General features: G+C 62.9%; 27 protein-coding genes. 16 read left to right on the top strand and 11 right to left on the bottom strand.

All coding sequences use genetic code 11. From position 1 onward, the window contains the following. Positions 1-3: 3 nt before the first annotated feature. Positions 4-1,026, bottom strand: coding sequence for an FAD binding domain-containing protein (locus tag NKI50_RS20845; protein WP_352481425.1), 1,023 nt, complete (start codon positions 1,024-1,026; stop codon positions 4-6). A gap of 1 nt (position 1,027) precedes the next feature. Further along, positions 1,028-1,642: a (2Fe-2S)-binding protein gene (locus tag NKI50_RS20840; RefSeq protein ID WP_352548009.1), complete on the bottom strand. Its 615-nt coding sequence runs from the start codon at positions 1,640-1,642 to the stop codon at positions 1,028-1,030. Positions 1,643-1,818: 176 nt separating this feature from the next. Between NKI50_RS20840 and NKI50_RS20835 the strand changes: the two genes are divergently transcribed. Then, complete coding sequence (locus NKI50_RS20835; protein WP_352481423.1) at positions 1,819-2,262, top strand: PPC domain-containing DNA-binding protein; 444 nt, start codon at positions 1,819-1,821, stop codon at positions 2,260-2,262. 10 nt (positions 2,263-2,272) lie between these two features. Here the strand turns inward: NKI50_RS20835 and NKI50_RS20830 are convergent, their stop codons facing one another. After that, positions 2,273-3,535 carry a DUF763 domain-containing protein gene (locus NKI50_RS20830; protein WP_352481422.1) on the bottom strand — a complete coding sequence of 421 codons (1,263 nt, stop codon included), beginning with the start codon at positions 3,533-3,535 and terminating at the stop codon, positions 2,273-2,275. A 201-nt stretch (positions 3,536-3,736) separates the two neighbouring features. Continuing rightward, on the bottom strand, positions 3,737-4,441 hold the full coding sequence (locus tag NKI50_RS20825; protein ID WP_031194456.1) for an MgtC/SapB family protein: 705 nt from the start codon (positions 4,439-4,441) through the stop codon (positions 3,737-3,739). A 225-nt stretch (positions 4,442-4,666) separates the two neighbouring features. On the opposite strand from NKI50_RS20825, the gene NKI50_RS20820 reads away from it, so the two are divergent. Continuing rightward, a complete protein-coding gene (locus NKI50_RS20820) occupies positions 4,667-4,834 on the top strand; it encodes a hypothetical protein (RefSeq protein ID WP_023720543.1) in 168 nt (55 codons plus the stop codon). 30 nt (positions 4,835-4,864) lie between these two features. Beyond that, a complete protein-coding gene (locus tag NKI50_RS20815; RefSeq protein WP_023720544.1) occupies positions 4,865-5,863 on the top strand; it encodes an ATP-dependent DNA ligase in 999 nt (332 codons plus the stop codon). 141 nt (positions 5,864-6,004) lie between these two features. Here the strand turns inward: NKI50_RS20815 and NKI50_RS20810 are convergent, their stop codons facing one another. Beyond that, the gene (locus tag NKI50_RS20810) at positions 6,005-6,532 is read right to left on the bottom strand and encodes a YciE/YciF ferroxidase family protein (RefSeq protein WP_023720545.1); all 528 of its coding nucleotides are present in this window, start codon (positions 6,530-6,532) and stop codon (positions 6,005-6,007) included. Between the two features lie 169 nt (positions 6,533-6,701). Next, entirely contained in the window at positions 6,702-7,418 is a 717-nt protein-coding gene (locus NKI50_RS20805) for a Crp/Fnr family transcriptional regulator (RefSeq protein ID WP_352548102.1), read from the bottom strand. Positions 7,419-7,913: 495 nt separating this feature from the next. Here NKI50_RS20805 and NKI50_RS20800 point away from each other — a divergent pair, with 495 nt between their 5' ends. Continuing rightward, a complete protein-coding gene (locus NKI50_RS20800; protein WP_023720547.1) occupies positions 7,914-8,111 on the top strand; it encodes a hypothetical protein in 198 nt (65 codons plus the stop codon). A 148-nt stretch (positions 8,112-8,259) separates the two neighbouring features. Here NKI50_RS20800 and NKI50_RS20795 read toward each other — a convergent pair whose 3' ends face one another. Next, a complete protein-coding gene (locus NKI50_RS20795) occupies positions 8,260-8,424 on the bottom strand; it encodes a DUF3309 family protein (protein WP_023720548.1) in 165 nt (54 codons plus the stop codon). A 275-nt stretch (positions 8,425-8,699) separates the two neighbouring features. On the opposite strand from NKI50_RS20795, the gene NKI50_RS20790 reads away from it, so the two are divergent. Further along, the gene (locus tag NKI50_RS20790; RefSeq protein WP_023720549.1) at positions 8,700-9,011 is read left to right on the top strand and encodes a hypothetical protein; all 312 of its coding nucleotides are present in this window, start codon (positions 8,700-8,702) and stop codon (positions 9,009-9,011) included. A gap of 77 nt (positions 9,012-9,088) precedes the next feature. On the opposite strand, the gene NKI50_RS20785 is transcribed toward NKI50_RS20790, so the two are convergent. Beyond that, positions 9,089-9,319 (bottom strand): hypothetical protein, encoded by a 231-nt coding sequence (locus NKI50_RS20785; RefSeq protein ID WP_156948137.1) that lies wholly within the window; start codon positions 9,317-9,319, stop codon positions 9,089-9,091. A gap of 281 nt (positions 9,320-9,600) precedes the next feature. Between NKI50_RS20785 and NKI50_RS20780 the strand changes: the two genes are divergently transcribed. Further along, positions 9,601-10,119 carry a DUF4142 domain-containing protein gene (locus tag NKI50_RS20780; RefSeq protein WP_352643806.1) on the top strand — a complete coding sequence of 173 codons (519 nt, stop codon included), beginning with the start codon at positions 9,601-9,603 and terminating at the stop codon, positions 10,117-10,119. Between the two features lie 237 nt (positions 10,120-10,356). Then, positions 10,357-10,599: a hypothetical protein gene (locus tag NKI50_RS20775; RefSeq protein WP_023720552.1), complete on the top strand. Its 243-nt coding sequence runs from the start codon at positions 10,357-10,359 to the stop codon at positions 10,597-10,599. 100 nt (positions 10,600-10,699) lie between these two features. Here NKI50_RS20775 and NKI50_RS20770 read toward each other — a convergent pair whose 3' ends face one another. Next, positions 10,700-11,524, bottom strand: a complete 825-nt coding sequence (locus NKI50_RS20770) for a DUF1236 domain-containing protein (RefSeq protein WP_502896335.1) — start codon at positions 11,522-11,524, stop codon at positions 10,700-10,702. 96 nt (positions 11,525-11,620) lie between these two features. Between NKI50_RS20770 and NKI50_RS20765 the strand changes: the two genes are divergently transcribed. The 4 genes from NKI50_RS20765 (at position 11,621) to NKI50_RS20750 (ending at position 14,918) form a co-directional block, all read left to right on the top strand. Further along, on the top strand, positions 11,621-11,920 hold the full coding sequence (locus tag NKI50_RS20765) for a DUF1236 domain-containing protein (protein ID WP_023720555.1): 300 nt from the start codon (positions 11,621-11,623) through the stop codon (positions 11,918-11,920). Between the two features lie 313 nt (positions 11,921-12,233). Beyond that, the gene (locus tag NKI50_RS20760; protein ID WP_352481419.1) at positions 12,234-13,082 is read left to right on the top strand and encodes a MetQ/NlpA family lipoprotein; all 849 of its coding nucleotides are present in this window, start codon (positions 12,234-12,236) and stop codon (positions 13,080-13,082) included. Between the two features lie 134 nt (positions 13,083-13,216). Continuing rightward, positions 13,217-14,281: a methionine ABC transporter ATP-binding protein gene (locus tag NKI50_RS20755; protein WP_352643810.1), complete on the top strand. Its 1,065-nt coding sequence runs from the start codon at positions 13,217-13,219 to the stop codon at positions 14,279-14,281. Further along, a complete protein-coding gene (locus tag NKI50_RS20750; protein WP_023720558.1) occupies positions 14,262-14,918 on the top strand; it encodes a methionine ABC transporter permease in 657 nt (218 codons plus the stop codon). Before NKI50_RS20755 ends, NKI50_RS20750 begins: the two co-directional genes overlap by 20 nt. Positions 14,919-14,950: 32 nt before the next feature. Here NKI50_RS20750 and NKI50_RS20745 read toward each other — a convergent pair whose 3' ends face one another. After that, positions 14,951-16,693, bottom strand: coding sequence for a hydantoinase B/oxoprolinase family protein (locus NKI50_RS20745; protein WP_023720559.1), 1,743 nt, complete (start codon positions 16,691-16,693; stop codon positions 14,951-14,953). A 1-nt stretch (position 16,694) separates the two neighbouring features. Further along, entirely contained in the window at positions 16,695-18,779 is a 2,085-nt protein-coding gene (locus NKI50_RS20740; protein ID WP_352643807.1) for a hydantoinase/oxoprolinase family protein, read from the bottom strand. A gap of 216 nt (positions 18,780-18,995) precedes the next feature. On the opposite strand from NKI50_RS20740, the gene NKI50_RS20735 reads away from it, so the two are divergent. From NKI50_RS20735 to NKI50_RS20715, 5 genes are all read left to right on the top strand, one after another. Continuing rightward, positions 18,996-19,823, top strand: a complete 828-nt coding sequence (locus NKI50_RS20735; RefSeq protein ID WP_352717451.1) for a ferredoxin--NADP reductase — start codon at positions 18,996-18,998, stop codon at positions 19,821-19,823. Between the two features lie 163 nt (positions 19,824-19,986). After that, positions 19,987-21,036 carry a deoxyribose-phosphate aldolase gene (deoC, locus tag NKI50_RS20730; protein WP_031194457.1) on the top strand — a complete coding sequence of 350 codons (1,050 nt, stop codon included), beginning with the start codon at positions 19,987-19,989 and terminating at the stop codon, positions 21,034-21,036. A 13-nt stretch (positions 21,037-21,049) separates the two neighbouring features. Further along, the gene (locus NKI50_RS20725; RefSeq protein WP_352643809.1) at positions 21,050-23,422 is read left to right on the top strand and encodes an aldehyde dehydrogenase family protein; all 2,373 of its coding nucleotides are present in this window, start codon (positions 21,050-21,052) and stop codon (positions 23,420-23,422) included. A gap of 178 nt (positions 23,423-23,600) precedes the next feature. Continuing rightward, on the top strand, positions 23,601-24,332 hold the full coding sequence (locus NKI50_RS20720) for an SDR family oxidoreductase (protein ID WP_023720564.1): 732 nt from the start codon (positions 23,601-23,603) through the stop codon (positions 24,330-24,332). A gap of 162 nt (positions 24,333-24,494) precedes the next feature. Beyond that, positions 24,495-25,340 (top strand): fumarylacetoacetate hydrolase family protein, encoded by an 846-nt coding sequence (locus tag NKI50_RS20715; RefSeq protein ID WP_023720565.1) that lies wholly within the window; start codon positions 24,495-24,497, stop codon positions 25,338-25,340. The last annotated feature ends 130 nt before the right edge of the window (positions 25,341-25,470 follow it).

The raw sequence follows: 25,470 nt of genomic DNA, 5'->3' as shown, positions 1-25,470 counted from the left end.
GGGTCAGACCTTCATGTCGCGCGTTTCGAGCAGTGCCCGCACAAGCGTGCGCTTGCCGAGCGGTATCTTGAACGCATTGTGTTCGCGCGGTTTCGCCTCGGCGAACGCGGCTTCGGCGGCAGCTTCGGCCGCCTCATCGTCAAGTGCCTTGCCGCTCAGTGCTTCCTCGGCCGCCTTGGCCCGCCATGGCACGGTTGCCACGCCGCCAAGCGCAATGCGCGCCTGGCTGACGGTGTCGCCGTCCATATCCAGAGCCACGGCCGCCGAGGCCAGCGCGAACGCATAGGACTCGCGGTCGCGGATCTTCAGGTAGCGTGAGCGGCGGCTCCAGGCGCCAAGCGGCACCTCGATGGCCGTGATCACCTCGTCGGAGGCCAGTTCGGTCTCAACGTTGGGCGTATCTCCCGGCAGGCGATGTAGCCTCGAAAACGCTATCTTGCGCATACCGCGCCTTGCCTCCACCTCGACCGTCGCGCCGAGCGCGATCAGCGCTTGGGCGAAATCGCCGTGGTAGGTGGCGATGCAGGCGTTGCTGGTGCCAAGGACCGCATGTTGCCGGTTGAAGCCTTCCATGGCCGCGCAGCCGGAGCCCGGCTCGCGCTTGTTGCATGGCCAGGAGGTCTCGCGAAAATACTCGCACCGCGTCCGCTGCAACACATTGCCGGCCAGGCTCGCCATGTTGCGGATCTGGCCGCTGGCGGCGAACTTCAGGCTTTCGGCAAGCATCGGGCAAAGGCGCTTGATCTCGCCTGTGTCAGCAGCCTCGCCCATGCGGACCAGCGCGCCGAAGCGGATGCTGTCGTCGCCGACCTCGATCTGCCGCAGGGCCCTGTCACCGAGACCATTGAGATCGACCAGCCGTTCCGGCCGGGCCACGCCAAGCTTCATGTAGTCGGCCAGATTGGTGCCGCCGGCGATGAATTGCGCGGCGGCCTCGGTCGGCGGAACACCCTCTGCGGCAAAACGGGAAGCAATGGCGGCCGCCGCGGACACGCTGGCCGGTCTCTCGTAAACGAAGGGGCGCATCTCAGGCTTTCCTTGTTTCGTCCCGGGCCTGCACGATGGCCGCGACTATGTTGGGGTAGGCAGCGCAGCGGCAGAGATTACCGCTCATATACTCGCGGATATCGTCCTCGGAGCCGGCATGGCCTTCGTTGATGCAACCGATGGCGGACATGATCTGGCCGGGCGTGCAGTACCCGCATTGGAAGGCGTCATTGTCGATGAAGGCCTGCTGCATCGGATGCAGATTGCCGTCGGCGGAAGCGAGCCCTTCCACCGTGGTGATCTCATGGCCCTTGTTCATCACGGCGAAGCTCAGGCACGACAGCACCCGCTTGCCGTCGACAAGAACGGTGCAGGCCCCGCACTGGCCATGGTCGCAGCCTTTCTTGGTACCCGTCAGGCCGACATGGTCGCGCAGCGCGTCGAGCAGGCTGGTGCGATTGTCGAGGGCGAGATTGTAGGGCTGCTTGTTGATGCGCAGTGAAATCGCCGACAGATCGCGCGGCTCGGCCGAAGCGGCAGGTTGCGGGGCGGCGGCTTTTGCCGACGTGGCCATGAGCGGCCCTGCCGCAGCCGCCGAAACGGATCCGGTCATGAAACTGCGTCGGCTCAGGCTGGCAAGAGGGGTTTCGGACATGGCTGGCTCCCGGCTGGCTGGGTCTCAAGCCGGCCGAACCAGTCACGCAAGGCAAGGTTCCTCCGCCTCACGTGGCTGTGATCCTATGTTCATCCGAACCGTGCCGGGGAACTCTCGAGCCGGCTTGCCGTTCAACCCCGATCGGACAGAACCGAAATGGCGTCTGGAGCGAGATCATGAAGTCACAGATTGTTGCCGAAAGCGCCGGCCAAAGAACGTTCGTCGTTGTGCTTGATCCCGGCGAAGAGGCGTTTGCGCAGCTGACCTCGTTTGCGGCCGACCACGGCGTTGGCAGCGCGTCGCTGAGCGCGCTCGGCGCTTTCGAAAGGGCAACTGTCGGCTGGTTCGACCCTAGGGAAAGGACCTACCGGAAAATTCCCATCCGGGAACAGTGCGAGGTGCTGAGCGCGATTGGCGATGTTGCCATCGGCGACGACGGCAAGCCCAGCCTGCACGTCCATGCCGTGCTCGGATTGAGCGACGGCAGCACAAGGGGCGGCCATCTGCTGGACGCCATCGTTCGCCCGACGCTCGAGGTCACGCTGGTGGAAACGCCTGGACATCTGCGCCGCAGGCACCGTCCCGAGCTCGGTGTCGCGTTGATCGACCTGGAGGCTTGATCCGAGCCGATCACTTCGTTGATTTAACTGCGGTCGTTTCGGGGGCGACTTCCCAACCGAAGACGCTGCGGCCGCCGAGCAGATGCGATTGCTCGAACTCCCCGGCGACGATTTCCTTCAGGCTCGGCCCGGTGGCATAGCGCTCGACTTGCCGCGACTGGTCGTCCAGCCGCCGCAAGGCGCCGACCTCTTCCTCACGGCCGAGCCTGGCCTTCTGGACAGCCGACTTCAGCACGCCGATCGTCTCGTCATAGACCTTCAACGGCACAGGGAACGGATGCCTGTCCTTGCCGCCATGCGCCAGCGAGAAACGTCCTGGATCGGAAAAACGGCATGGCGCGCCATGCACGACTTCGGCGACCAGCGCCAGCGCCCGCACCGTGCGCGCGCCGACATTGGGCACCAGGAGAAGGCCGGCGAAATCCGCCGGGCCGCGCTCGGCCGCCGCCGCGATGTTGCCGTGCAGGCGGCGCATGACGACATCGCTTTCGCGTACATCGTGGTGCGCCGGCATCACCAGATGCGGCAGCAGCTTCTGTGCCGGCTCCGGCACTGGCGCCGAACCCCGCTCCAAAGCGGCAAGCTCCCTCACGATGCGATCCGGTCCAAGATCGTGCAGAAGGTCCAGTTGTCCCTGGCGCGACGCTTCGGCGCGGCGGTCGGTCAGGTTGACGATCTCGCCCTGGTTGGCGCCTTCGATGGCGGCATGCGGCTGGTCGACAAAGCTCTTCAGGCCCTCCGACAGCCAGTGATAGCGGCGCGCCACCTTGCTGTCGCCGTTCATGCCTTGCTGCACCACCACCCACTTGCCGTCATCGGTGACGATGAAGCCGTGCAGATAGAGATCGAAACCGTCCTGGACCGCGGCGCTGTCCACCTTGGCGACAAGCCGGCTGGCAGTCGCCAGGCCCTGCCCGTCGAGGCCGACACGCTCGCCGATCAGGGCAAGCTCGTGCGGGGTCTTGCGCGAATGCGCGCCGCGGCCGCCGCAAACGTGAATGCCGAGCTCGCTGGAAAGCGGCGACAGGCCGCGCTTCAAGGCACCGACGACGCTGGTGGTGATGCCGGAGGAGTGCCAGTCCATCCCCATCACGGCGCCAAAAGACTGGAACCAGAACGGATGCGCCAGCCGGCGCAGCAATTCATCGCGGCCGTAATGGTGGATGATCGCCTCGCACATGACCGCGCCAAGCCGCGTCATGCGGTCGCCGAGCCATTTCGGCACGCGCCCGCCGTGAAGTGGAAGGTCAGCACTTCCCGATCGCTGTGCCACGCTCTTTTGCTTGCTCCTTGAGTCCTGCCTCGACAGATAGGTATCGAAAGTGCCGCGAAGAAGCGATGGCCTGATTCAGGCCGCGATCGTTGCGAGCCGCTAGAGCTGTTCCAGGAAAAGTGTGAAACGGTTTTCCGTCCGGAATTGCGCAGAAACAAAGCGATAGAGCGGTTCGGCGTTTCCGTGAAACGATGAACCGCTCTACCGGGCAGGCTCGCTGAGGAGATCAAACTTCTGGATCTCGCAATGCTCGCCCACCGATGCCAGCAGATCCATTGGCGGTGCGCCAGTGTCGGGCCGCCTCCAACTGATCTCGAACGAGAACACAGGGTCCTTGAGATCTGGGCGCCTCTCTATTGCGACGAGGCGTGCCTGGTAGCCAAGCGGCCCGATGAGCGCATCGAGCTCCTGTCGAGCCGCGGCCTTCCACGTCAGTGCCAACTGGGCATGGTGTTCGCGCGACATTCGAAGGTCCACCCATTTCAGGACCAGCAAAGTGGCCAGCGTCAGCGCCGTGCCGGCCGCGCCCAAGCCGTATTGGCCACCACCGAAAGCCAATCCGATCGCCGTCATCACCCACAACGTGGCCGCTGTGGTGACCCCGCTGACAAGATTGCCGCGGCGAAGAATGGCGCCACCGCCGATAAAGCCGACGCCGGTCAACACGCCCAGCGGAAAGCGCAGGACGTCCATCGATGCAAACGAATCCGGGTGCTTGCCAACGGTCTCCAGCAGAATACTGGCCTGGATCATTGTGATGGCGGCGGCCAATCCCACCAGCACGGTGGTGCGTAGCCCCGCCGCGTGCCCGCGCGCCTCCCTGTTGAGGCCTATCAAAAGGCCTGCGAGCGCGGTCAGAAGCAGCCGTGCCGCGATGTCTTGCCAAACCGGAACAACGAGGAGCATCGCGGTCACCCGTCAGGCCAAGCGCTGCTGGCCTGGATTGGCGCCAGGGTCAAAGCGAACAAGGGTAACAGCGTCTTCATCGCAAATTCTTTTCGTCGATAAGCAACAAACGATGCGCTTAGGTTTTGGTTGCGCAGCCGACGATTCACCTCGGCTATGGGCAGCGACGGAACAAAACCTTCGGCCCGGGGTTGGTGGGTTCACGCCAACGAAGGATTTTCAAACATGGTCCGCTTGCTGGTTGCCGGAGCCGTCGCTTATCTGGCCTATCGCATTACCAAGGAGATCGGCGGGTCCGACGAAGTCGATCCGCTGTCGCCTGCGCCCGACCAGACCGGCCGCAAGGTGGCGAGGCGGCAAAGCAGGGCCCAGGGGAATGGCCGACGGCGGTAGCGAATGCCTCAGCGGCGGCGCGGACCAGCCATGACCGCATTTCCGTTGCCGCTCGACCTTCGTCCGATGGAAGCCAAAGCCGCCGACGCAATTCCTGGCGGCGACGGGCTTTGGCAGTACGAACCGAAATGGGACGGGTTTCGGTGCCTCGTGTTCAAGGGTGACGATGCCGTCGATCTGCGTGCAAAATCGGGCAAGCCGCTTGGCCGCTATTTTCCCGAACTGATCGCGGTGCTGCGCGATGTGAGGTCGCGACGGTTTGTTGCCGACGGCGAGATCGTCATCGAGGTCGACGGATCGTCCTCGTTCGAGGCCCTGCAAATGCGCCTTCATCCAGCCGAAAGCAGGATCCGCAAGTTGAGCCTGGAGACGCCTGCCATGCTGGTCCTGTTCGATATGCTGGCCGAACCCGGCGGCAAGATTATCATCGAACAACCCCTCACCGACAGGAGACGGGCGATCGAGGCCTTTGTCGCGTCGGCGGGACGGCGCGAACTGCGCCTGTCCAAATGCACGCACGATGCCGCTACCGCCGAGCGCTGGCTGCAAGGCGCCGGCCATGGCTCGACCGACGGTGTTGTTGCAAAACTGATCGCCGAGCCATACCAGCCCGGCGAGCGCGCCATGGTCAAGGTCAAGCGGCTGCGCACTGCGGATTGCGTGGTCGGCGGCTTTCGCTATCTCGCCGGCAGCAACGAAGTCGGATCCCTGCTGCTTGGCCTCTACAATAACGAAGGCAGGTTGGACCATGTCGGATTCACCTCGACCATCGGCAAGGACGACAGGGCGGCGCTGACCAGACGGCTGGAAAAACTGCGGGCCAAACCGGGTTTCACCGGCGAGGCGCCGGGCGGGCCAAGCCGCTGGAGCACGGAGCGCAGCGCACAATGGGAACCGATAAAGCCTGAACTGGTGGTCGAGGTTCGTTTCGACCATGTGACAGGCGACCGGTTCCGGCACGGAACCAAGCTGTTGCGCTGGCGGCCGGACAAGGAGCCCCGGCAATGTACGTTCGAGCAGATGGAGTAAGTCCCGCCGGAGGCAACGCTTCAAGGCGCTCTTGGTGTTCCGTTCTGCCGCCTACGACGGAACCGATGCAGAATTCACTGGTTCGCCGCACTAGCCGAGCCTCGGCAATCCATTGCCGAGGCTCGGGATGCAGTCTGAAAATCAAGCGGCTTCTTGCATTGCGCGTTCGTTGACACCGCTTTCGCCGAGCTTGGAAAGCGCTTCGTCGGTCGCGACCTCTTCCTTGAGTGTTGCCCTGAGCAGTTCGACAACGTCGCTCTTGCCGAGTTCTTCCGCCCATGCGATCAAAGTGCCGTAACGAGCGATCTCGTAATGCTCGACGGCCTGCGCCGCGCCGACAAGCCCGGCGTCGAGCGCAGGAGCACCGTTATACTCCTCGAGCACTTCCGAGCCCTCTTCGATGATGCCGTCAATCGCTGGACAGGTCTTGCCGCGGGCCGGCTTGCCGAATTTCTCGAACACCTCCTCCAGGCGATCGACATGTCCTTCGGTTTCCATGTGGTGTTTCTCGAAGGCGGCAGTCACTTCTTCCGACTCCGCGCCCTTGGCCATTTTGGGCAACGCTTTCAGTATCTTCTTCTCGGCGTAGTAGAGGTCTTTGAGCCCGTCGAGGAACAGGTCCTCGAGGCCCTTGCTTGCCGCCTTCGCGGCCTTTTTCGTAGTCGGCATGGTCGTCTCCCGGGAGTTGGTGGCAGCCTCGCAAAGTAGAGGCGTCCGATAACCCTCCGATGGGAAACAAGTTCCCTGACGGTTCAGGAGCTTTGAAAATTTTTCCGACGGCACTTGTGTCGTATCGCAAGGGGCCTCGACCTGCGGTAGCAACAGGCGAGAAAAGCACTCAGCGCTCGCCGGTATGTCCGACCAGGCGGATATATTCGGCCTCGGCCAGGCCGTAGCCGCCATCCGCTAGCGAAACGAGACCATCGCGGTCGCGGATAATGATTTCGCCGCGGCGGGACCGGATGAGCCCTCGGCCCTCAAGCAGCTGGAGCGCGACCGTGACGCCCGGACGTCTTACGCCGAGCATGATCGACAGGAATTCGTGGGTGATCGTCAGCCGGTCGCCGGCCACCCGATCGTCACACATGAGCAGCCAGCGCGCCAGCCGGTCTTCAAGCTTCGATCGCGCGTTGACCAGCGCGGTGTAGCCGGTCTGGATATGCAGACACTGCACGTAGCGCAACAAAAACAGCCGCAATGTCGGGCTTTGCGTCAGCGCTGCCTTGAATGGCTCGGCATCTATCCTGGCGGCTTCTCCCGCCAGTTGCACATAGCAATCATGGACCATGCGGTCGTCGCCCATCACCAAGGCCGAGCCGGTCATACCTTCCAAGCCAATGAGGCCAACTTCCGCATCGCTGCCATTCGGCATTTTCGCAACCACTGAACCAATGCCGTCCTCGACGAAATAGATGGCCTCGATCGGTGATCCGGATACTTCGAGCGATTGCCGCAACTCCAGCGAACAGCGCTCGATGTGCGGCTCGAGAAATGCAAAATCGCCGGCGCTCATCCGGCGCAACAGCTTGTTTTTGAATAGATTTTGATTGGACATAGCTGGGCCCAAAACAGGGCAAGAGCTTTTTGATCTCCCAGCCGTCCGCGCCCGGTATAACCTGCTGACGATACGGCTTATATAAGCGCTGAAAGGTATGGAGCCTACTAAATAAATGAATTCGATGCACGGCAGTTTCTCCTGCCGCTTGCCTACGAAAACATCTGACTGAAAGTTAGAGTTGAAAACGTACCAAAGGTGCTTGGTACGAAATCGATAAATCAAAAATGTCGGGCGCGAAAGAGCCCGTCGCGAGGGATGCAACGGGCTCCATTCGGGCGTCGTGGGCTACGCCCAGTGATCCAAATGAGGGTGGCTTGGATCACTACAATAATGCAGGTGAAAGGCAGTCGTTCCCGATCTGTCCGCTCGGTAATTTCCGTACATTGAGTTTGGAGGCAAGCGGCGCTAATTGAATTTGAGTCATCCACACAGGCATGGCGAGTGGATGCTTGAAAGACGCTTCGCGCTTTCGCCCTTTTCAGGGAGGATGGCATGTCGATGCATGGTGCAGCAACTCCAGCCGAACTGAGCGTGCTGAGAAAAGCGCTCGACGACTGCTGCCGCGAGTTGGGTGTTGCGGACGACAGTCCGGTCCGCGAGCGGTTGGCCGCCCGTATCATGTCGCTGTTCAACGAGGGCGTGCTAAGCGCCGATCTAAAGGAAGCACTGGCCGCCGATCGCCAACACTAAAGCTGCTGCTATGGCGGGGTCCTCGGTGTCGAAGGGTCCGACGCCAGGTCGGCCTTTTTAGCCAGAGTCCTAGAGACTTTTCGTCTATTCACGACAAAACGCCCGCCGCTTATTACCCGGCGGCAGGCGTTTTGTCGTGAGCGTGACGCTAAATGCGCCCAAGCACGACCAAGATGATGACGATGAGCAGCACCAGGCCGAGGCCACCGCCACCGTAATAGCCGGTGCCGTAGAACGGTCCGCCGCCCAAGCCGCTGAAGCCGCCAAGCAAGGCAAGGACCAAGATGATGATGAGAATGGTTCCAAGGCCCATGATGTCTGCTCTCCTTGTTTGCGCTGCCGCCATTCGCATCAGCGCGTTCGCATTGTACAAAGGTATGAACTCGCAAGGAGCATTCCTGTTCCGGCGGGACAGCAAGGCGCACGTTCATGCAGCGAGGAAAACGCCGGGCTGTGCAATGGCGCGCCGGCCACCTTGAACACCTGAGAACATGCTGAATTCATAGGAAATTTGTCGGAACCTTCGCCCGCCCGAACGGTTGTTTTCGTAGTCGCAACGCGACGACCCTCGTAAAAAGGAGAAGCATCATGCTCACGAAAATTCTCGCAGCTTCGGCGCTTACGATCGGTCTGGCCACGTCAGCGATGGCCCAGAACGTCGGCGACCCCTCCGGAGCCGCTGCCGACGGCAGCGGGCGGACGGTCGTAGTCCCGGATAATGGCGGCCCTGACACCGGCACGGATTCGACCATCACCAACAGCATTCGCGATTTCTCAACGACGAATTCGAATGCCGACCGGAATTGCCCGCCGGGCCCGCAGGGGGCTCTGCCCGATGCGACCGGCAAGGCTCCGGGAACGATGGCGCCGACGGTGAACGATAACCACTGCGGCAAGTAAACGCCCTGTGATCATAGCCTGACGCGGCTGCGGAGCGTGCGCTCCGCAGCCTCGTCAGTTTGCCATGAATCAGCCGCCTAACGGCCGCGGTGGTCGAAGCTGACGGCGATCTCCCGACCGTCAAGCGCCCGAACGATGAAGCCAACCAGCTCCTCGTCGGTTTGCCGGCACCAAGGAAAGCGTCTGCGCAAATCGGCTATGACGACGGTGGTCGAGAGAATGTCGCCGGAATGGTAGTCGGCCATGATGGTGTGAACGGCAGCGTCGGTATCAATACCGATTCCTAGCGGCGACCTGATCTGCCCCACGGAAGCCTCCACCCATCTCTCCCAGCCAACGATAGCAAGACTGCGGCAAAGCGAAAGAGCTTGTACGATTCCGTACGATCTCGCGGCTTGCGTTGCACTTTGCGCGACGCGGCCGGCGTCCTTTGTTTTGCCTTTCCAAACCATTGTTTGGCGTCGCAGCGGCTCTGGCCGCCGCGACCAGGCAACCTCGCCGCAGCTTCCGCGTTGAGCCATCGGAGGGATGACATCAGCCTCGGAGAACTTCCATGAAAACACTTCTATCCATCACTGCGGCAGCGCTGATGGCCGGCGCGCCTTTGGCTGCTTTTGCCCAATCGGCGACGCTGACACCTCTGACGACCGACACCATGAGCAAGGTTGACACGGCGACGTTCGTGAAGACGGTGCCCATCGCCAATACATTTGAAATCGAGTCGAGCCGACTTGCACAGAAGCAGGCGACGGCCGACGATGTGAAGGCCTTCGCGGCGCAAATGGTCACGGACCACACCAAGGCCGGCGAGGACTTCAAGGCGGCGCTCAGCAAAGGTCAGACAACTTCGGCCACCACGCCGGCCGGCCCGCCGCTGGACACCAAGCACCAGGCGTTGCTCGACCAACTCAAGGAGGCCAGCGGGGACAGCTTCCAATCGAAATATATCGACATGCAGACCCAGGCGCATAAGGAAGCGGTGGCGCTGTTTTCCGCTTACTCAAATTCCGGCGACGATCCGGCGATGAAGGAGTTTGCCAAGAGGACGCTGCCGGTGCTGCAAATGCACGAACGTCACGTGAAGGATCTCGCTGCTGCGCATCAATGAGGGCGAAGACCGCCTGCGGTCTTGCCAACGGAAACGCCCCGGCATGAATGAAGCGGCTGTCGTCCGGCCCGGAACAAAGCACCGAGAGTGCCGTTATTCACCTGGCTTATTCCGGGGAGTATCCAATGGAAGGCGGCATTCGCGAGGCGCCAAGGGCATTAGCGCTGGGTTTCGGCGCCATCCTGGTCGCCACTGTCACAGGCTGAAATCGCTTTCCGAACGGGACAGGCTGCCTTCATGCGCTACGGCGAGATATTTGCAAATGTTACGGCACTCATGTTGCTGGCCTTGATGATTGGCGGCGTCTTCGTCCTGTTTGGAGAGCCGCTGTGGCCGCGGCACTACGCGAGAATGGTGCTAGTTACGGATATCGAGGGCATGACCACCGCGTCAGTCCGAACAAGCTGCGTGCCCAGTCCATGCCTGCCCGACACCATCGATCACACCGTGCTCACTCCTCGCCCCGAGGACGGACCGTGATCTGCGATTTGCAGCAGACGCGGAGCGAGGAGATGCGGAAAGGGCCGCCACGCGACCTGCGCGACGGACCCTTTGGTTCAATCAAACCGTCTGGCCGCGACTAGGTCAGGATAATCACGATCTTGTAGGTATTCGGGTCGACGATGACGATCCGACCATCGGCGAGCACGAAATACTCATAGCCTTCGTAAGCCGGAACGATCTTGACGATGCGCGCCGGCAGACGATGCAGCCGGACCTTCTTCCGCGGAACCTCGATGCCGACAGAGATGTCGAAATCGACGCTGGAAACGGGTTGGACGTTGGTCTCCTTGATGACCTGAGTGATCTGGGTTTTCTGTTCAACGGTCACATTGCTGATGGAAGCGGTCGAACTCTGGTCCTGCGTCTGCGTAGAAGCATTGCCCTGAGTCTGCTCGGTGGTCGTGGTCCCAGTCTTGCCCTGAGCCTGCTCCTCGGTCTTCATTTTCGTGTTGCCTTGGGCCTGCTCGGTAGTGGTGGTTCCGGTTTTGCCTTGGGCCTGTTCCTCGGTCTTCATCTTGGTGTTGCCCGTGGCCTGCTGGTCGGTCGTGGCGCCGGCCTTGCCTTGGGCTTGCTCGTCGGTCTTCAGCTTCGGTTTGCCCTGCGCCTGTTGATCAGTCGCAGCGCCGGCCTTGCCCTGAGCCTGCTCGTCCATCTTGGCGCCATTCTGGCAATTGGCAGCGCCGGCTGCGCAATTGGCGCCGGACTGGTCGTCGGTCGACTGCTGCGTCTGGGCAAGTGCAGCTCCGCAGCTGACGCTGATTGCTAGCAAGCTGGTGATCAGAACGCCTTTCATGAGAGATCTCCTTGGAAAATGCGTCCCTTCACCGCGTAAAACTGCGGCTAAAAAATTTTGTTCCAAACCAATGGAGCGAAACGGCAAGCGATCCGAGCGGCGGAACAAGCTCCACCTGATGACGTTACCCGCCTATAGCGACCCCGCTGCGAACAGCATGACGCGGCGCAGCGCAGAGGTGGCCCACCACGAAAGGAGACAATCATGAGCATGCATCTTTCGGCAGCCGCGGCTGGGTTCTTGCTGCTTGCGGGTATTGGCGCCGCTGCCGCTCAGGACGTGGTCATCGAACCGCAGCAGGAGACGATCGTACGCGAGTATGTGAAAAAGCAGCCTCTGGCGTCCGTCCAGCTTCCCGGCGTGGAGCTCAATGTCGGCTCGACCGTGCCCGATACCGTCGAGCTTCATGAGGTTCCCGACGTCAAATACCGCTATGTCGTCGTCGACAACCAGACCGTCCTGGTCGATCCGGGCACACGCAGGATCGTGAAGGTCATCCAGTGAGCAATGCGCGTCGTTTTTTGAAGGGACATGCGGCGCGTCCTGCATTGTCGACATCCCAAACTGGTGCCCGTGCCTGGGCATTCGGACGCAGAAAGGCCCGCCGTTCCGACGCACGGCGGGCCTCATAGCGGAGTCAGCGCGCTAGGCGGCAGCGTCCTGTGCTCGCTAGGCCAGAAACTTTGACAGAATATTCCAGGCTCCTCATTTGGCGGGAAATACCGTTCTTTGATCTGGCGATCAGCATTTCCGATGATGCCCGCAAGGCTTCGCATTCCGCTTGGCCGCAATGATTTCAAAACCGATGGGATTGACCATGCCTGGGACTATCAACACTTTGCTTCCATTCTTCTCAGCAACTATAAACCGGCGCGCCGGTCTGGCTGTACTTTTCGCGTCGGCGGTTGCGATTGTCGGCCTTGCTGCGCCGTCGTTCGCCGAAGACAAGACGGCGGTCAAGGTCGGCATCATGAGCGGCGAGGACGAGGATGTGTGGCGGGTCGTGACCGCCCAGGCGGCGGAGAGGGGGCTGACGATCGAGACCGTGGTGTTCAACGACTACACCCAGCCGAATGAAGCACTCGAGCGTGGCGAAATCGACGCCAACGCCTTCCAGCACAAGCCCTATCTCGACAACCAGATCAAGACGCAGGGCTATCACATCGTCCCGGTCGGCTATACCGGGGTCTGGCCGATCGGCCTCTATTCCAAGAAGTACGCGAAGATTGGCGACTTGCCCGAAGGCGCCGTCGTCGGCGTGCCGAACGATCCGTCCAATGAAGGGCGCGCGCTGCGTGTCCTGCAGAGCGAAGGTCTGATCAAGCTCAGGGAAGGAACCGGCATTCTGGCTACGACGACCGACATTGCCGAAAACCCGAAGAAATTGGTCGTCAAGGAGCTCGACGCTGGCATTGTCGGGCGCTCGGTGGAAGATCTCGACGGGGCCGTGGTCAACACGGATTGGGCGCTTAAAAGCGGCCTCACACCGGAGAACCGCATCGCCCAGGAGGCGGTGGCCGACAATCCCTACCGCAACTTCATCGCGGTCAAGGCCGGCAATGAAAACCAGCCCTGGGTAAAGACATTGGTCGCCTCCTACCAGAACGAAAAGGTGAAGGCCGAATTCGACCGGGTCTACAAGGGAACCGGCATCAGCGCCTATTGATACCGAGCTCGACTTGGCGCTGAAGCCCGGCATGATAAAGCGGTCCGCGCTCCAACGCGGACCGCGATCGCGTTTTGCGGGAAACCAATACAGGAACTTTCATGAACCAGCATTTCGCCCCGGTCACCGAAGTCATGCATCCCGTCGGCAGCCGTTCCGCGGGACCGCACGATGTCGTACGCCTCATCGAGCTGAAGCGCCGCTTCGGCGCAACAGCGGCGCTGGACGGCGTATCGCTCAGCGTGCGCCAGGGCGAGATCCTCGGCATCATCGGCCGGAGCGGCGCCGGCAAGTCGACGCTGATACGCTGCCTAAACGGCCTGGAGCGGCCGGATACAGGACAGGTCTTCATCGAAGGCCGCGACATCAGCCGGCTCGGCGAGCGCGAATTGCAGCCGCTGCGCCGGCGTATCGGCATGATTTTCCAGCATTTCAACCTGCTGTCCGCCAAGACGGTCGAAGACAATGTAGCGCTGCCGCTCAAGATCGAAGGCCGGCCCAGGGCTGAACGCCTGGCGCGCGCTGCCGAGCTGCTCGAGCTCGTCGGCCTGTCGGAGAAGGCGAAAGCCTATCCGGCGTCGCTGTCGGGCGGACAGAAACAGCGCGTCGGCATTGCCCGGGCGCTTGCGGCGCGCCCAGCGCTGCTGCTGTCGGACGAAGCGACCTCGGCGTTGGACCCGGAGACGACGCGCTCCATCCTTGCCTTGCTCAGAGACATCAACCGGCAGCTCGGCCTGACCATCCTGCTCATCACCCATGAGATGGAGGTGATCCGTTCGATCGCCGACCGGGTCGCGGTGATCGACGCCGGACGAATCGTCGAGCAAGGGCCGGTGTGGTCGGTGTTTGCCGATCCGAAGTCGGCGATCACACAAAGCCTGCTCGGCGGCATCAGGCCGCAATTGCCGGCGGAGATCGCAAGCCGGCTAACGCAGAACGCCGGCGTGGAGGCGATCCTCAGGATCGACGTGGCGGGTGAGGCCGCGCGAAGCCCGCTTTTGTCCGATCTTGCCTCGGCAGCTCCCGGCTCGTTCCGCCTCGTTCATGGAGGCATCGATCACGTCCAGCAGCAGCCTGTCGGGACGCTGTTCGTCGCGGTCGCCGGTAGCAATGAAGCTCACCTGGCACAGGTGATCGCGTTCTTGAAAGCCCGCAATGCGCGGGTGGAGGTGCTTGGCCATGTCGCCAATTCTGTTTGAACTCCTGCTTCGATCCATCTGGGAAACGATCCTGATGACGGCCGCCTCCGGCCTCATCTCGCTGGTTTTCGGGCTGCCGCTCGGCCTGGCGCTGGTCGCCACCGACCGCGGCGGCATCGCCGAAAACCTGTGGGTGAACCGTGCGCTCGGCGCGGTCATCAACGGTTTCCGCTCGGTGCCTTTCATCATCCTGCTGGTTGCGCTGATCCCGGTGACGCGGCTGATCGTCGGCACCTCGATCGGCACATGGGCCGCCATCGTGCCGCTGTCGATCGCGGCCACGCCCTACTATGCCCGGATCGCCGAAGTGTCGCTGCGCGAGGTCGACCACGGGCTGATCGAAGCGGCGCGCGCCATGGGCGGCAACCGCTGGACGATCATCCGCGAGGTGCTGGTGCCGGAAGCGCTGCCCGGCATCGTCGCCGGCTTCACGGTGACGCTGGTGACGCTTATCGGCGCCTCGGCCATGGCCGGCGCCATCGGCGCCGGCGGGCTGGGCGACCTCGCCATCCGATACGGTTACCAGCGCTTCGAAACGTCAGTCATGATCGCCGTGGTCATCGTCCTGATCGTCCTGGTCTGCGGCATCCAGTGGGCCGGCGACCGGCTGGTCGCGAGGCTGGATCATCGGAACTGAGCGTGGCACAGCGGAGATGCTGGCCAGCATCGTCAGCCGGCGCGCTTCTTTTCGGTCGCTGCCCGGTCAATCGCCAACCCGTTCGCCGACAGCGCGACGCCGAACTTTTCGCCGGCTTCTGCGGGTGTGTAATAGCCTAGGGCGATATCCCGAGCGACCAATTCCGGATCACGCTGCCAGGGATTGCCGTAGCCGCCGCCGCCCGGCGTGCCAACTCGCACGCGGTCGCCGGCCTTCAGCGCGATGTCCTGTTCCTTGGAGAGGTGCGGCGGCACATGGGCCTCACCGTCGCGGAACACGGTCACCGTGTTGACCGCGCCGTCCTTGCCGCCGAGCGCGCCTTGCGGGCCGAAACGGCCATGGTCCATGACGAAGGAGGCGCGGGCGTCGCCACGCAGGATCTCGACCTCATAGGCGAGGCCAAAACCGCCGCGATGCTTGCCGGCGCCACCCGAGCCTTCGCGCAAGGCATAGTGGCGATAGAGCACAGGGAAAGCCTGTTCCATGATCTCGACCGGCGGCGATTTGGAAATGCCGATGGTCGAGCAGCCATTGGTCAGGCCATCATGATCGGCATTGCCGCCATAGCCGCCGCCGGATATCTGGTACATGACGTAGTCGCGGCCACGGAGCGGATCGTTGCCGCCGAGCGCGAAATTGCCGCTGGAGCCGGCGGGAGCCGCAGTCACCCTGTCCGGCAGCGCCTGCACCATGGCCGCGAACACCGCCTCGGCGATGCGCTGCGAAACCTCGGCCGCGCAGCCCGATACCGGCCGCGGATATTTGGCATCGAGGAAGGTGCCTTCTGGCCGCTTGACGATGAGCGGCTCGAAGGCGCCGGCGCTGATCGGCACGTCGGGGAAAATGTGGCGCATGGCGAGGTAGACCGAGGACAAGGTCGTCGCCAGCACGCTGTTCATCGGCCCGGCGCAGGGTTTTGACGAGCCTGAGAAGTCGAAGCGGAGCGTGTCGCCTTTTTTCTCGACGGCAAGCGCAATGGTCAGCGGCTCGTTCACCACCCCATCGGAATCGACGAAGGCCTGCGACCGGTAGATGCCATCGGGAATTGCCGCGATGTTGGCACGCATCTGTTCAGCGGCCCGGCGGCGCAATTCGGCGATTGCTTCGACGACTGTTTCGTCTCCGTAACGATCCGAAATGCCGTTGAGCCGGTCCTGGCCGATCAGCAGTGCTGCCGCTTGCGCGCGGATGTCGCCGATGCGCTGGTCGGCAACCCTGATGTTCGAGCAGATGATGGCGTAGATCTCAGGGTCGAGCACGCCCTTCTTGAACAATTTCACCGGCGGCAGCCGCAAGCCTTCCTGCTCCACCGCAGTCGCCGAGGCGGAGAAGCCGCCCGGCACCGAACCGCCAATGTCGGGCCAATGGCCGGTGTTCGACAGCCAGCAGAATATCTTGCCGTCGCGATAGACCGGCATGGCGAAGCGCACATCCATCAGATGGGTGCCGCCGAGATAAGGATCGTTGACGATGTAGATATCGCCCGGCTCGGGCGGCAGGCAGCGTCCGTCGGCGATCATCTCGATCACCGTTTTGGTCGAATACTGCATGACGCCGACGAACACCGGCAGGCCTTGGCTGCCTTGCGCGATCAGCGAACCATCGACTGCCGAATAGATGCCGTCGGAGCGGTCATTGGCCTCGGCGATGACGGGCGAGAAAGCGGCGCGCGAAAACGTCAGGTCCATCTCGTCACAGACCTGCTGCAGCGCCGCCTGGAGGACCGAAAGGGTGATGGCGTCGAGCTTTTGCATCTCAGGCCTCACCAATGTCGATGATGATGTTGCCGTCGGCATCCGAGCGCGCCCGGTCGCCGGGCTCGAGCACGGTTGTGGCATCCATCTGTTCGAGGATCGCCGGGCCTTCGATGATGGCGTCGAGCGGCAACTTTTCCCTACTGTAGACCGGCGTGTCGTACCAGCACCCGCCATACCAGACCGGCCGGATCTCGCGCCGCGCCTCTTCGAGCGTTTTGGCGCGGCCAGCCGGATCGATCAGCCGCGACAGATCGATCGCCGGCCGCACGCCGGTCACCGAGGTGTTGAGATTGACCAGATTGGCGCGGATTTCCGGCAGCTCGACCTTGAAGCGGGCGAAATAGGCCTTCTCGAACAGTTGCTGCAGGACCTCGCGCGTCACCGCAAACGACGGCAGCGGCACGTTAATAATATGCGTCTGGCCGACGAACTGCATGTCGGCGGAATGCGTGACGCGGATCGTCTCCGGCTTCACCGCTTCCTTGCCGATCAACTCTGCGCCTTCGTTTCGGTGCCGTTCCAATATAGCTTGGAGCTGGGCTTCATCGAGCCCCGCCACCGGCTGGTTGACCGTGTTGACGAAGTCATGGCGCAGATCGGCGACGACGCAGCCGAGCGCATTGGTAATGCCCGGCCGCGCCGGCACCAGCACCCGCGGCAGGCCGAGCTCGCGCGCCAGGGCGGTCGCATGCAGCGGCCCGGCGCCGCCGAAGGCGAACAGCGCGAAATCGCGCGGGTCGTGACCGCGCGACACCGAGACCATGCGGATGGCGCCCGCCATCTTCATGTTGCCCAGCCGCAGCACCGCACCCGCCGCCTCGACGCCGGACAGGCCGGTAGGTCGCCCGATCCTGTCCTCGAATATGCCCGTGACATGTTCGACGGTGACCGGGTTTTCCACCGCCAGCAGCTTTTTCGGCGCCAGCCGGCCGAGCACCAGATTGGCGTCGGTGATGGTCGGCTCCAAGCCGCCGCGGCCGTAGCAGATCGGCCCGGGATTGGCGCCGGCGCTTTCCGGGCCGATCTGGATCAGGCCGGCTGCATCGACGCGGGCGATCGAGCCGCCGCCGGCGCCGACTGTATGCACCGCCACCATCGGCACATGGATCGGCATCGCATATTCGATCTCGATCTCGTTCGACACCGCCGGTTCGGCATTGCGGATCAGCGCCACGTCGGTCGAGGTGCCGCCCATGTCGTAGGTGACCAGGTTTTCGAAGCCGGCGCGCTTGCCGGTATAGGCCGCGGCAATGACGCCGGAGGCGGGGCCGGACATAACGGTCTTGGCCGATTCACGTGTGACAAAGCGGGCCGAGATCATGCCGCCATTGCCGTTCATGATCAGGAAGTCGCGGGCGTAGCCTTTTGACGCCAGCTCCTTGCGCAGCCGTTCGACGTAGCGTTCGAGGATCGGTTGCACCGAGGCGTTGACCGAAGCGGTCACCCCGCGCTCGAATTCGCGCGCTTCCGAAAGCAGCGCATGGCCTGTCGTGATGTAGCCGTTCGGCCAAAGCTCGGCGCCGATCTCGGCCGCGCGCCGCTCATGCGCCGGGTTGGCGTAGGAATGCAGGAAATGGATGACGAGCGATTCGCAGCCGGCTTCGATCAGTTGTGAAATCGCTGCCCGCATCTCGGCCTCGTCGAGCGGTATGCGCACCGCGCCCGAGGCCTCGACCCGCTCCGACACTTCGAGCCGCAGATTGCGCGGAATGATCGGCACAAAGGTGCCTGTCATGCCATAGGCTTGCGGCCGTGTCCGCCGGCCAAGCTCGATGACGTCACGAAAGCCGCGCGTGGTGATCATGCCGGTTTTGGCCAGCCGGCGCTCCAGCACCGCGTTGGTTGTGGTCGTCGTGCCGTGCACGATGAGGTCGATGCCGTCCACGCGAAAGCCGATGGCACCAAGAGCTGCAACGACGCCGAAAGCCTGGTTGTCGACCGTGGTCGGGGTCTTGGCGATATGCACCCGGCCACCATCACGGCCGTCGATCAGAAGCAGATCGGTAAAGGTGCCACCGACATCGATACCGGCGACGACGCTGCCCCTCGAATCCAGAGCTTGCGCCGAAAAATTCTGTTCCATTGTCGAAACCCGAAATGCCCGAACTGCTTACATGCCTCAGTTTGGAAAGCTGTTTTACGGCGACGTCTTGACGCAAATATCGTTTGTATACTAATAAATTCCGGACACAAGAGCTTACCGCTTCGGAGTGTGCAAGGGCACGCAGGAACCTGACCGGTTCGGGCGCGCAGGTGATAATTTGGCCCGGCGCTGAGCTGGCCCAGAAGGTTAGGTTTGATGAACACCACATCCGCGTTCAACACCGACGGCGCCCGGCCGTTGCAGTTCCCGATACCGGCCAATGTCTATGCCGAAACCGTGGTCTCGGTGAAGCACTATACCGACCGGCTGTTTTCGTTCCGCATCACCCGGCCGCAGTCGCTGCGCTTCCGCTCCGGCGAGTTCGTCATGATCGGCCTGCCCAATGCCGAGAAGCCGGTGTTCCGCGCCTATTCGATCGCCAGCCCGTCCTGGGACGACGAGCTGGAATTCTTCTCGATCAAGGTGCCGGACGGCCCGCTTACCTCGGAGCTGCAGAAGATCCAGATCGGCGATACCGTCATCATGCGGCAGAAGTCGACCGGCACGCTGGTGGTCGACGCGCTGACGCCGGCCAAGCGCCTGTTCATGATCTCGACCGGCACCGGCATTGCGCCCTTCGCAAGCCTGCTGCGCGATCCCGACACCTATGAGAAGTTCGGTGAAGTCGTGCTGACCCACACCTGCCGCGACAATGCCGAGCTCATCTACGGCCAGGAACTGGTGGCCGCGCTGGAGAACGACCCGCTGATCGGCGAACTGACCGGCGGCCGCGTCACGCTCTATAATTCGACGACGCGTGAGACGTCCGAACGCATGGGCCGCATCACCGCGCTGATCGGCTCGGGCAAATTCTACACCGATCTCGGCATCGACAAGCTCAATCCCGAGACCGATCGCATCATGATCTGCGGCTCGATGCATATGCTGAAAGACGTGAAGGAACTGGCCGAAAGCCTCGACTTCCAGGAAGGCTCGCTGCATCATCCGGCAAGCTTCGTAGTCGAGCGCGCCTTCGTCGGCTGAGACGCGGCAGTTCAGCGTCCACTGCTTTGAGACCCTGATTTTGACCGGACGGTCAAAAATCGGCTGCCTTGACTGTCTTTTTCCGCTATGACCGCCTGAAGGACTCGTGAAGCGCTGCTTCACGGTCTATCTTCGGCATAAGTCGCTGAACAAGGGGCAGGAGATGAGCAGCACAATCCGCGAAACCGATCTCGGCACGTCCAAGATCACGCCGCTGCCGGCGCGCGCCGCCGCCAATGCGCCGATGCCGCAGGCCCATGCTATTGCTCGCAATCCCGGCATGAGGCTCGATCTTGGCTTCATGGAATCGATGCGCAGCGTCAACCGCTCGGCGCTGGAACGCCGCGTCGCCAGCCTGACCAAAAGACGCTCGATCAAGGCCGATAACCAGGCTGCCTGGCTGCTGCGCGCCGTCGCCTGCATGGACCTGACGACGCTGAACTCGAACGATACGGAAGAGCGCGTGCGCCGGCTCTGTGCCAAGGCGGTCAACCCGTTCCGCCGCGACATTGCCGAGGGGCTCGGCATTGCCGGTGAAAACATCCGTCCGGCGGCGGTCTGCGTCTATCATCCCTTCGTCGCCACTGCCGTCGAAGCACTGCGCGGCAGCGGCATCCGTGTCGCCGCCGTTTCCACGGCTTTCCCGCATGGCCTTGCCCCGCTTTCGACGCGTCTGCAGGAGATCGAAGCATCGGTCCGCGACGGCGCCGACGAGATCGACGTCGTCATCCCGCGCGGCTTGGTTTTTGGGGCGAAATGGCAGGAGCTCTATAACGAGATCGTCTCGATGCGGGCCGCCTGCGGCGAGGCGCATCTGAAGGTGATCCTCGGCACAGGCGACCTCGCCACGCTGCGCAATGTCATGCTCGCCTCGATGGTGGCGATGATGGCGGGTGCGGACTTCATCAAGACCTCGACCGGCAAGGAAAGCGTCAACGCGACACTGCCGGTTGGCCTTGCCATGGTGCGCGCCATCCGCGCCTATTTCGAGGAAACCGGCTATCTCATCGGCTTCAAGCCGGCCGGTGGCATTTCCACGGCAAAAGCCTCGCTCGATTGGCTGGTGCTGATGAAAGAAGAGCTGGGCCGGCCGTGGTTGGAGCCGGAGCTGTTCCGCTTCGGAGCATCGAGCCTTTTGACCGACATCGAGCGCCAGCTCGAGCATCACCTGACCGGCCACTACTCGGCCAATCATCGCCACGCAATGGCGTGATTCGGAGCGCTTCATGAACATTCTCGAACGCTATCACGCCATGGATTACGGCCCGGCGCCGGAGGCCCGCAACGAGGCCGATGCCTGGCTGACGACCCGTGATTTCTCGAAAGCCCTGTTCATCGGCGGCGACTGGAAAGCAGCTGCAAATGGAAAGACCTTCGACACCAGCGATCCCGCCTCCGGCAAATTGCTGGCCAAGGTCTCGGATGCCGGTGCTGCCGATATCGATGCGGCGGTTTCGGCCGCCACAAAAGCGCTGCCGAAATGGAGCGCCAGCACCGGTTATCAACGCGCCAAAGTGCTCTATGCCATCGGCCGCGCCATGCAGCGCCACCAACGGCTGTTCGCGGTGCTGGAATCGATCGACAACGGCAAGCCGATCCGCGAAAGCCGCGACATCGACGTGCCGCTGGCGATCCGTCATTTCATCCATCATGCCGGCTGGGCGCAGGCGCTGGACAGGGACTTTCCAGCCCATAAGGGCGTCGGCGTCGTCGGCCAGATCATCCCGTGGAACTTCCCGCTTTTGATGCTGGCCTGGAAGATCGCGCCGGCGCTCGCTGCGGGCTGCACCGTGGTGCTGAAGCCCGCGGAATTCACGCCGCTCACCGCCATCCTGTTTGCCGAGATCTGTGAACGCGCCGGCGTGCCGAAGGGCGTCGTCAACATCGTCCAGGGCGGGCCGGAAGCGGGTGGGGCAATCGTCAATCATCCCGGCATCCAGAAGATCGCCTTCACCGGTTCGTCCGAGGTCGGCAAGATCATCCGCAAGGCCACCGCCGGTTCGGGCAAGAAACTTTCGCTGGAGCTTGGCGGCAAGTCGGCCTTCGTCGTTTTCGAGGATGCCGATCTCGACAGCGCCGTCGAGGGTCTGGTCGACGGCATCTGGTTCAACCAGGGCCAGGTCTGCTGTGCCGGCTCGCGCCTTCTGGTGCAGGAAGGCATCGCCGACGCCTTCATCGCCAAGGTCAAGACGCGGATGAGCCGGCTGCGCGTCGGCAGCCCGCTCGACAAGAACACCGATATCGGCCCGCTGGTCGATTTGACCCAACTCGACCGCGTCAAGGGCCTGATTGCCGAAGGCGCCAAGCAGGGCGCGATATGCTGGCAGCCGGACTCGGCACTGCCCGCCTCGGGCTATTACCATCTGCCAACGCTGGCGACAGGTGTTTCGCCGGCTAACATTCTGGCCCAGGAAGAGGTGTTCGGGCCGGTGCTGGCGACCATGACCTTCCGCAATACCGAGGAAGCGGTCGAGCTCGCCAACAACACACGCTATGGCCTGGCCGCCTCGGTGTGGAGCGAGAACATCAATCTTGCGCTGCACGTCGCGCCGCAATTGAAGGCCGGCGTCGTCTGGGTCAACGGCACCAACATGTTCGACGCCGCCTGCGGCTTCGGCGGCTATCGCGAGAGCGGCTTCGGCCGCGAAGGCGGGCGCGAGGGCATGTTCGAGTACCTCTCGGCAAAACTGCCGCTCGGCCCGATCATCAAACCGGCTGTGGCCACTGCCCAGCCCATCGAGCGCCCGGAAGGCGATGCCATCGACCGCACGGCAAAGCTGTTCATCGGCGGTAAGCAGGTCCGGCCGGACGGCAATTATTCCCTTGCCGTCGCCAGCGCCAAGGGCAAGCTCGCCGGCGAGGTCGGTCTCGGCAACCGCAAGGATATCCGCGACGCCGTCGCGGCCGCGCGCGCCTGCAAGGCCTGGCCGGAAGCGACCGCCTACAATCGCAGCCAGGTGCTTTACTATCTGGCCGAAAACCTGTCCGGCCGCGCCGACGAGTTTGCCGCCCGTCTGACCCAGCTCACCGGCGCGACGGCCAAGGCGGCGGGTGAAGAGGTCGAGCTGTCGATCGAGCGGCTGTTCCTCTATGCCGGGCTTGCGGACAAGTTCGAGGGCCGCGTCCACCAGCCGCCGGCCCGTGCCGTCACATTGGCGCTGCACGAACCGGTCGGCGTCGTCGGCATCGTCGCGTCGGACAACGCACCTTTGCTCGGCCTGATCTCGCTGGTTGCGCCGGCGCTCGCCATGGGCAACACCGTGGTCGCCGTGCCGTCCGAACGATACCCGCTGCTTGCCACCGACCTTTACCAGGTCATCGAATATTCCGACGTTCCGGCGGGCGCCATCAATATCGTTACGGGCCGTAGCGCCGAGCTGGCCGGCGTGCTGGCCAAGCACGACGATGTCGACGGGCTCTGGATGTTCGCCGATGCCGAGACCTGTGCCAAGGCGGAGGCCGAGTCCATCGGCAATCTCAAGCGTGTCTGGACCGGCAACGGCCACAGCCTCGACTGGGCGTCGGGCGAAGCAGCCGGCGATGCCTTGCTGCGCCGTGCGATCGAGGTCAAGAACGTCTGGGTGCCCTACGGCGACTGAGTGTCCCGGAGGGACGTCCGGGCTTGACGGGCCAAAAGATGTTCTTTACCGAGAAAAAACATTTGGCCGGCAGGGCGAATATCGAAACAGGCGGGATGGTGGTGCCCGTCTGGCACATTGCGCCCCGGCCTTGTGCCGGTAAAAAGCCGAACGATCACAGACGGGCGAGGAGAAAAGCATGGCGGATCTGACAGGCAAGGTCGTTGTCGTCACGGCGGCGGCGCAAGGCATCGGCCGGGCAAGTGCGCTGGCTTTCGCCAAGGCCGGCGCCGTCGTCCATGCCACCGACATCAACGAAGTGGTGCTCGCCGACCTCGGCAAGACCCCCGGTATCAAGACCCGCAAGCTGGATGTCCTAAACGACGAGGCGGTGAACGTCGCTTTTGCCGAGATCGGCGCCGTCGACGTGCTGTTCAACTGCGCCGGCTTCGTCCATTCCGGCTCGATCCTCGAGATGAAGGACGGCGATCTCGACTTTGCCTATGATCTCAATGTCCGCTCGATGATCCGCGCCATCCGCGCCGTGCTGCCCGGCATGCTTGAGCGCGGCGACGGCTCGATCATCAACATGGCGTCGCTGGCCAGCTCGACCAAGGGCGTGCCCAACCGTTTCGTCTATGGCCTGACCAAGGCGGCCGTTATCGGCCTGACCAAATCGGTTGCCGCCGACTATGTCGGCAAGGGCATACGCTGCAATGCGATCTGCCCGGGCACGGTCGAAAGCCCGTCGCTGCACGACCGCATGCACGCGCAGGGCGACTACGAAGCAGCCCGCGCCGCCTTCATCGCCCGTCAGCCGATGGGCCGGCTCGGCACGCCCGAGGAAATCGCCGACCTCGCCGTCTATCTCGCCGGTGCCACCTATACGTCGGGGCAGGCCTATAATATCGACGGTGGCTGGTCGATCTAGGAGTCTGAAAATCCAATTCTGCCGGGCGCCTGGCGCGGCGTCCGCGCTTGCCTAGGCTCACGTACTTTAAGTACGCTCCGCTCCGGTTCTCGAAACCCACGCCATTCGCCGCAGCGGAGCGAGTTTGCAAACGGCCTCTGGTCGCAACTGGGAGAAAACTGCATGAAACTGCTACGCTATGGCGAGGCGGGGAGCGAACGCCCTGGCCTCCTTGATGCGGATGGAACGATCCGCGACCTCTCCGCCCATGTCACCGACATTGCCGGCAGGGCGATCGACCCGGCATCGCTCGAGTCATTGTCGAAGCTCGATCCGAAATCGCTGCCGGCAGTTTCCGGCAAACCGCGCATCGGCGCCTGCGTCGCCGGCACCGGCAAATTCATCTGCATAGGCCTCAACTATTCCGACCATGCCGCAGAAACCGGCGCAACCGTGCCGCCGGAGCCGATCATCTTCATGAAGGCAAGCTCGGCCATTGTCGGGCCGAACGACGACGTGCTGATCCCGCGCGGCTCGGTGAAGACCGATTGGGAAGTCGAGCTCGGCGTGGTCATCGGCAAGACCGCTAAATATGTCACCGAAGCCGAGGCGCTGGACTATGTCGCCGGCTACTGCGTCGCACATGACGTCTCTGAACGCGCCTTCCAGGCCGAGCGGCAGGGCCAGTGGACCAAGGGCAAGTCCTGCGACACATTCGGGCCGATCGGCCCGTGGCTGGTGACCAAGGACGAGGTCAAGGACCCGCAGAACATTCCGATGTGGCTGACGGTCAACGGCAAGACCATGCAGAACGGCTCGACCAAGACCATGGTGTTCGGCGTCGCTTATCTCGTGTCTTATCTCAGCCAGTTCATGTCGCTGCATCCAGGCGACATCATCTCGACCGGCACGCCGCCCGGCGTCGGCCTCGGCATGAAGCCGCCGGTGTTCCTGAAGCCCGGCGATGTGGTCGAGCTCGGTATCGAAGGGCTGGGTATCCAGAAGCAGACGTTCAGGGCGGATGCGTAGAAACCTTCCCTTCTCCCCTTGTGGACCTGTTGGGCAGTCATGAGCAAAGCTTGCGGCGGCGGGGTTGCGGCGGTTGTTCGCTTGTTTGCGGGGGATTTGACGTCTTGTTTGGGGTTTCAGGCGGTCGTCC

This window comes from Mesorhizobium sp. M0563 (assembly GCF_040321065.1).
GTDB lineage: Bacteria > Pseudomonadota > Alphaproteobacteria > Rhizobiales > Rhizobiaceae > Mesorhizobium.
The sequence above is the reverse complement of the archived record's forward strand: the minus strand, read 5'-3'. Positions and strand labels throughout refer to the sequence as shown.

Bases quoted from the DNA above. Each gene is read 5' to 3' on its own strand.
- NKI50_RS20735 (WP_352717451.1), top strand. From the start codon at position 18,996: ATGAACACCACATCCGCGTTCAACACCGACGGCGCCCGGCCGTTGCAG.
- NKI50_RS20745 (WP_023720559.1), bottom strand. From the start codon at position 16,693: ATGCAAAAGCTCGACGCCATCACCCTTTCGGTCCTCCAGGCGGCGCTG.
- NKI50_RS20750 (WP_023720558.1), top strand. From the start codon at position 14,262: ATGTCGCCAATTCTGTTTGAACTCCTGCTTCGATCCATCTGGGAAACG.
- NKI50_RS20810 (WP_023720545.1), bottom strand. From the start codon at position 6,532: ATGCCGACTACGAAAAAGGCCGCGAAGGCGGCAAGCAAGGGCCTCGAG.
- NKI50_RS20805 (WP_352548102.1), bottom strand. From the start codon at position 7,418: ATGTCCAATCAAAATCTATTCAAAAACAAGCTGTTGCGCCGGATGAGC.
- NKI50_RS20800 (WP_023720547.1), top strand. From the start codon at position 7,914: ATGTCGATGCATGGTGCAGCAACTCCAGCCGAACTGAGCGTGCTGAGA.
- NKI50_RS20795 (WP_023720548.1), bottom strand. From the start codon at position 8,424: ATGGGCCTTGGAACCATTCTCATCATCATCTTGGTCCTTGCCTTGCTT.
- NKI50_RS20790 (WP_023720549.1), top strand. From the start codon at position 8,700: ATGCTCACGAAAATTCTCGCAGCTTCGGCGCTTACGATCGGTCTGGCC.
- NKI50_RS20715 (WP_023720565.1), top strand. From the start codon at position 24,495: ATGAAACTGCTACGCTATGGCGAGGCGGGGAGCGAACGCCCTGGCCTC.
- NKI50_RS20755 (WP_352643810.1), top strand. From the start codon at position 13,217: ATGCATCCCGTCGGCAGCCGTTCCGCGGGACCGCACGATGTCGTACGC.
- NKI50_RS20760 (WP_352481419.1), top strand. From the start codon at position 12,234: ATGCCTGGGACTATCAACACTTTGCTTCCATTCTTCTCAGCAACTATA.
- NKI50_RS20780 (WP_352643806.1), top strand. From the start codon at position 9,601: ATGGCCGGCGCGCCTTTGGCTGCTTTTGCCCAATCGGCGACGCTGACA.
- NKI50_RS20720 (WP_023720564.1), top strand. From the start codon at position 23,601: ATGGCGGATCTGACAGGCAAGGTCGTTGTCGTCACGGCGGCGGCGCAA.
- NKI50_RS20840 (WP_352548009.1), bottom strand. From the start codon at position 1,642: ATGTCCGAAACCCCTCTTGCCAGCCTGAGCCGACGCAGTTTCATGACC.
- NKI50_RS20775 (WP_023720552.1), top strand. From the start codon at position 10,357: ATGCGCTACGGCGAGATATTTGCAAATGTTACGGCACTCATGTTGCTG.
- NKI50_RS20725 (WP_352643809.1), top strand. From the start codon at position 21,050: ATGAACATTCTCGAACGCTATCACGCCATGGATTACGGCCCGGCGCCG.
- NKI50_RS20740 (WP_352643807.1), bottom strand. From the start codon at position 18,779: ATGGAACAGAATTTTTCGGCGCAAGCTCTGGATTCGAGGGGCAGCGTC.
- NKI50_RS20845 (WP_352481425.1), bottom strand. From the start codon at position 1,026: ATGCGCCCCTTCGTTTACGAGAGACCGGCCAGCGTGTCCGCGGCGGCC.
- NKI50_RS20815 (WP_023720544.1), top strand. From the start codon at position 4,865: ATGACCGCATTTCCGTTGCCGCTCGACCTTCGTCCGATGGAAGCCAAA.
- NKI50_RS20765 (WP_023720555.1), top strand. From the start codon at position 11,621: ATGAGCATGCATCTTTCGGCAGCCGCGGCTGGGTTCTTGCTGCTTGCG.
- NKI50_RS20825 (WP_031194456.1), bottom strand. From the start codon at position 4,441: ATGCTCCTCGTTGTTCCGGTTTGGCAAGACATCGCGGCACGGCTGCTT.
- NKI50_RS20835 (WP_352481423.1), top strand. From the start codon at position 1,819: ATGAAGTCACAGATTGTTGCCGAAAGCGCCGGCCAAAGAACGTTCGTC.
- deoC (WP_031194457.1), top strand. From the start codon at position 19,987: ATGAGCAGCACAATCCGCGAAACCGATCTCGGCACGTCCAAGATCACG.
- NKI50_RS20820 (WP_023720543.1), top strand. From the start codon at position 4,667: ATGGTCCGCTTGCTGGTTGCCGGAGCCGTCGCTTATCTGGCCTATCGC.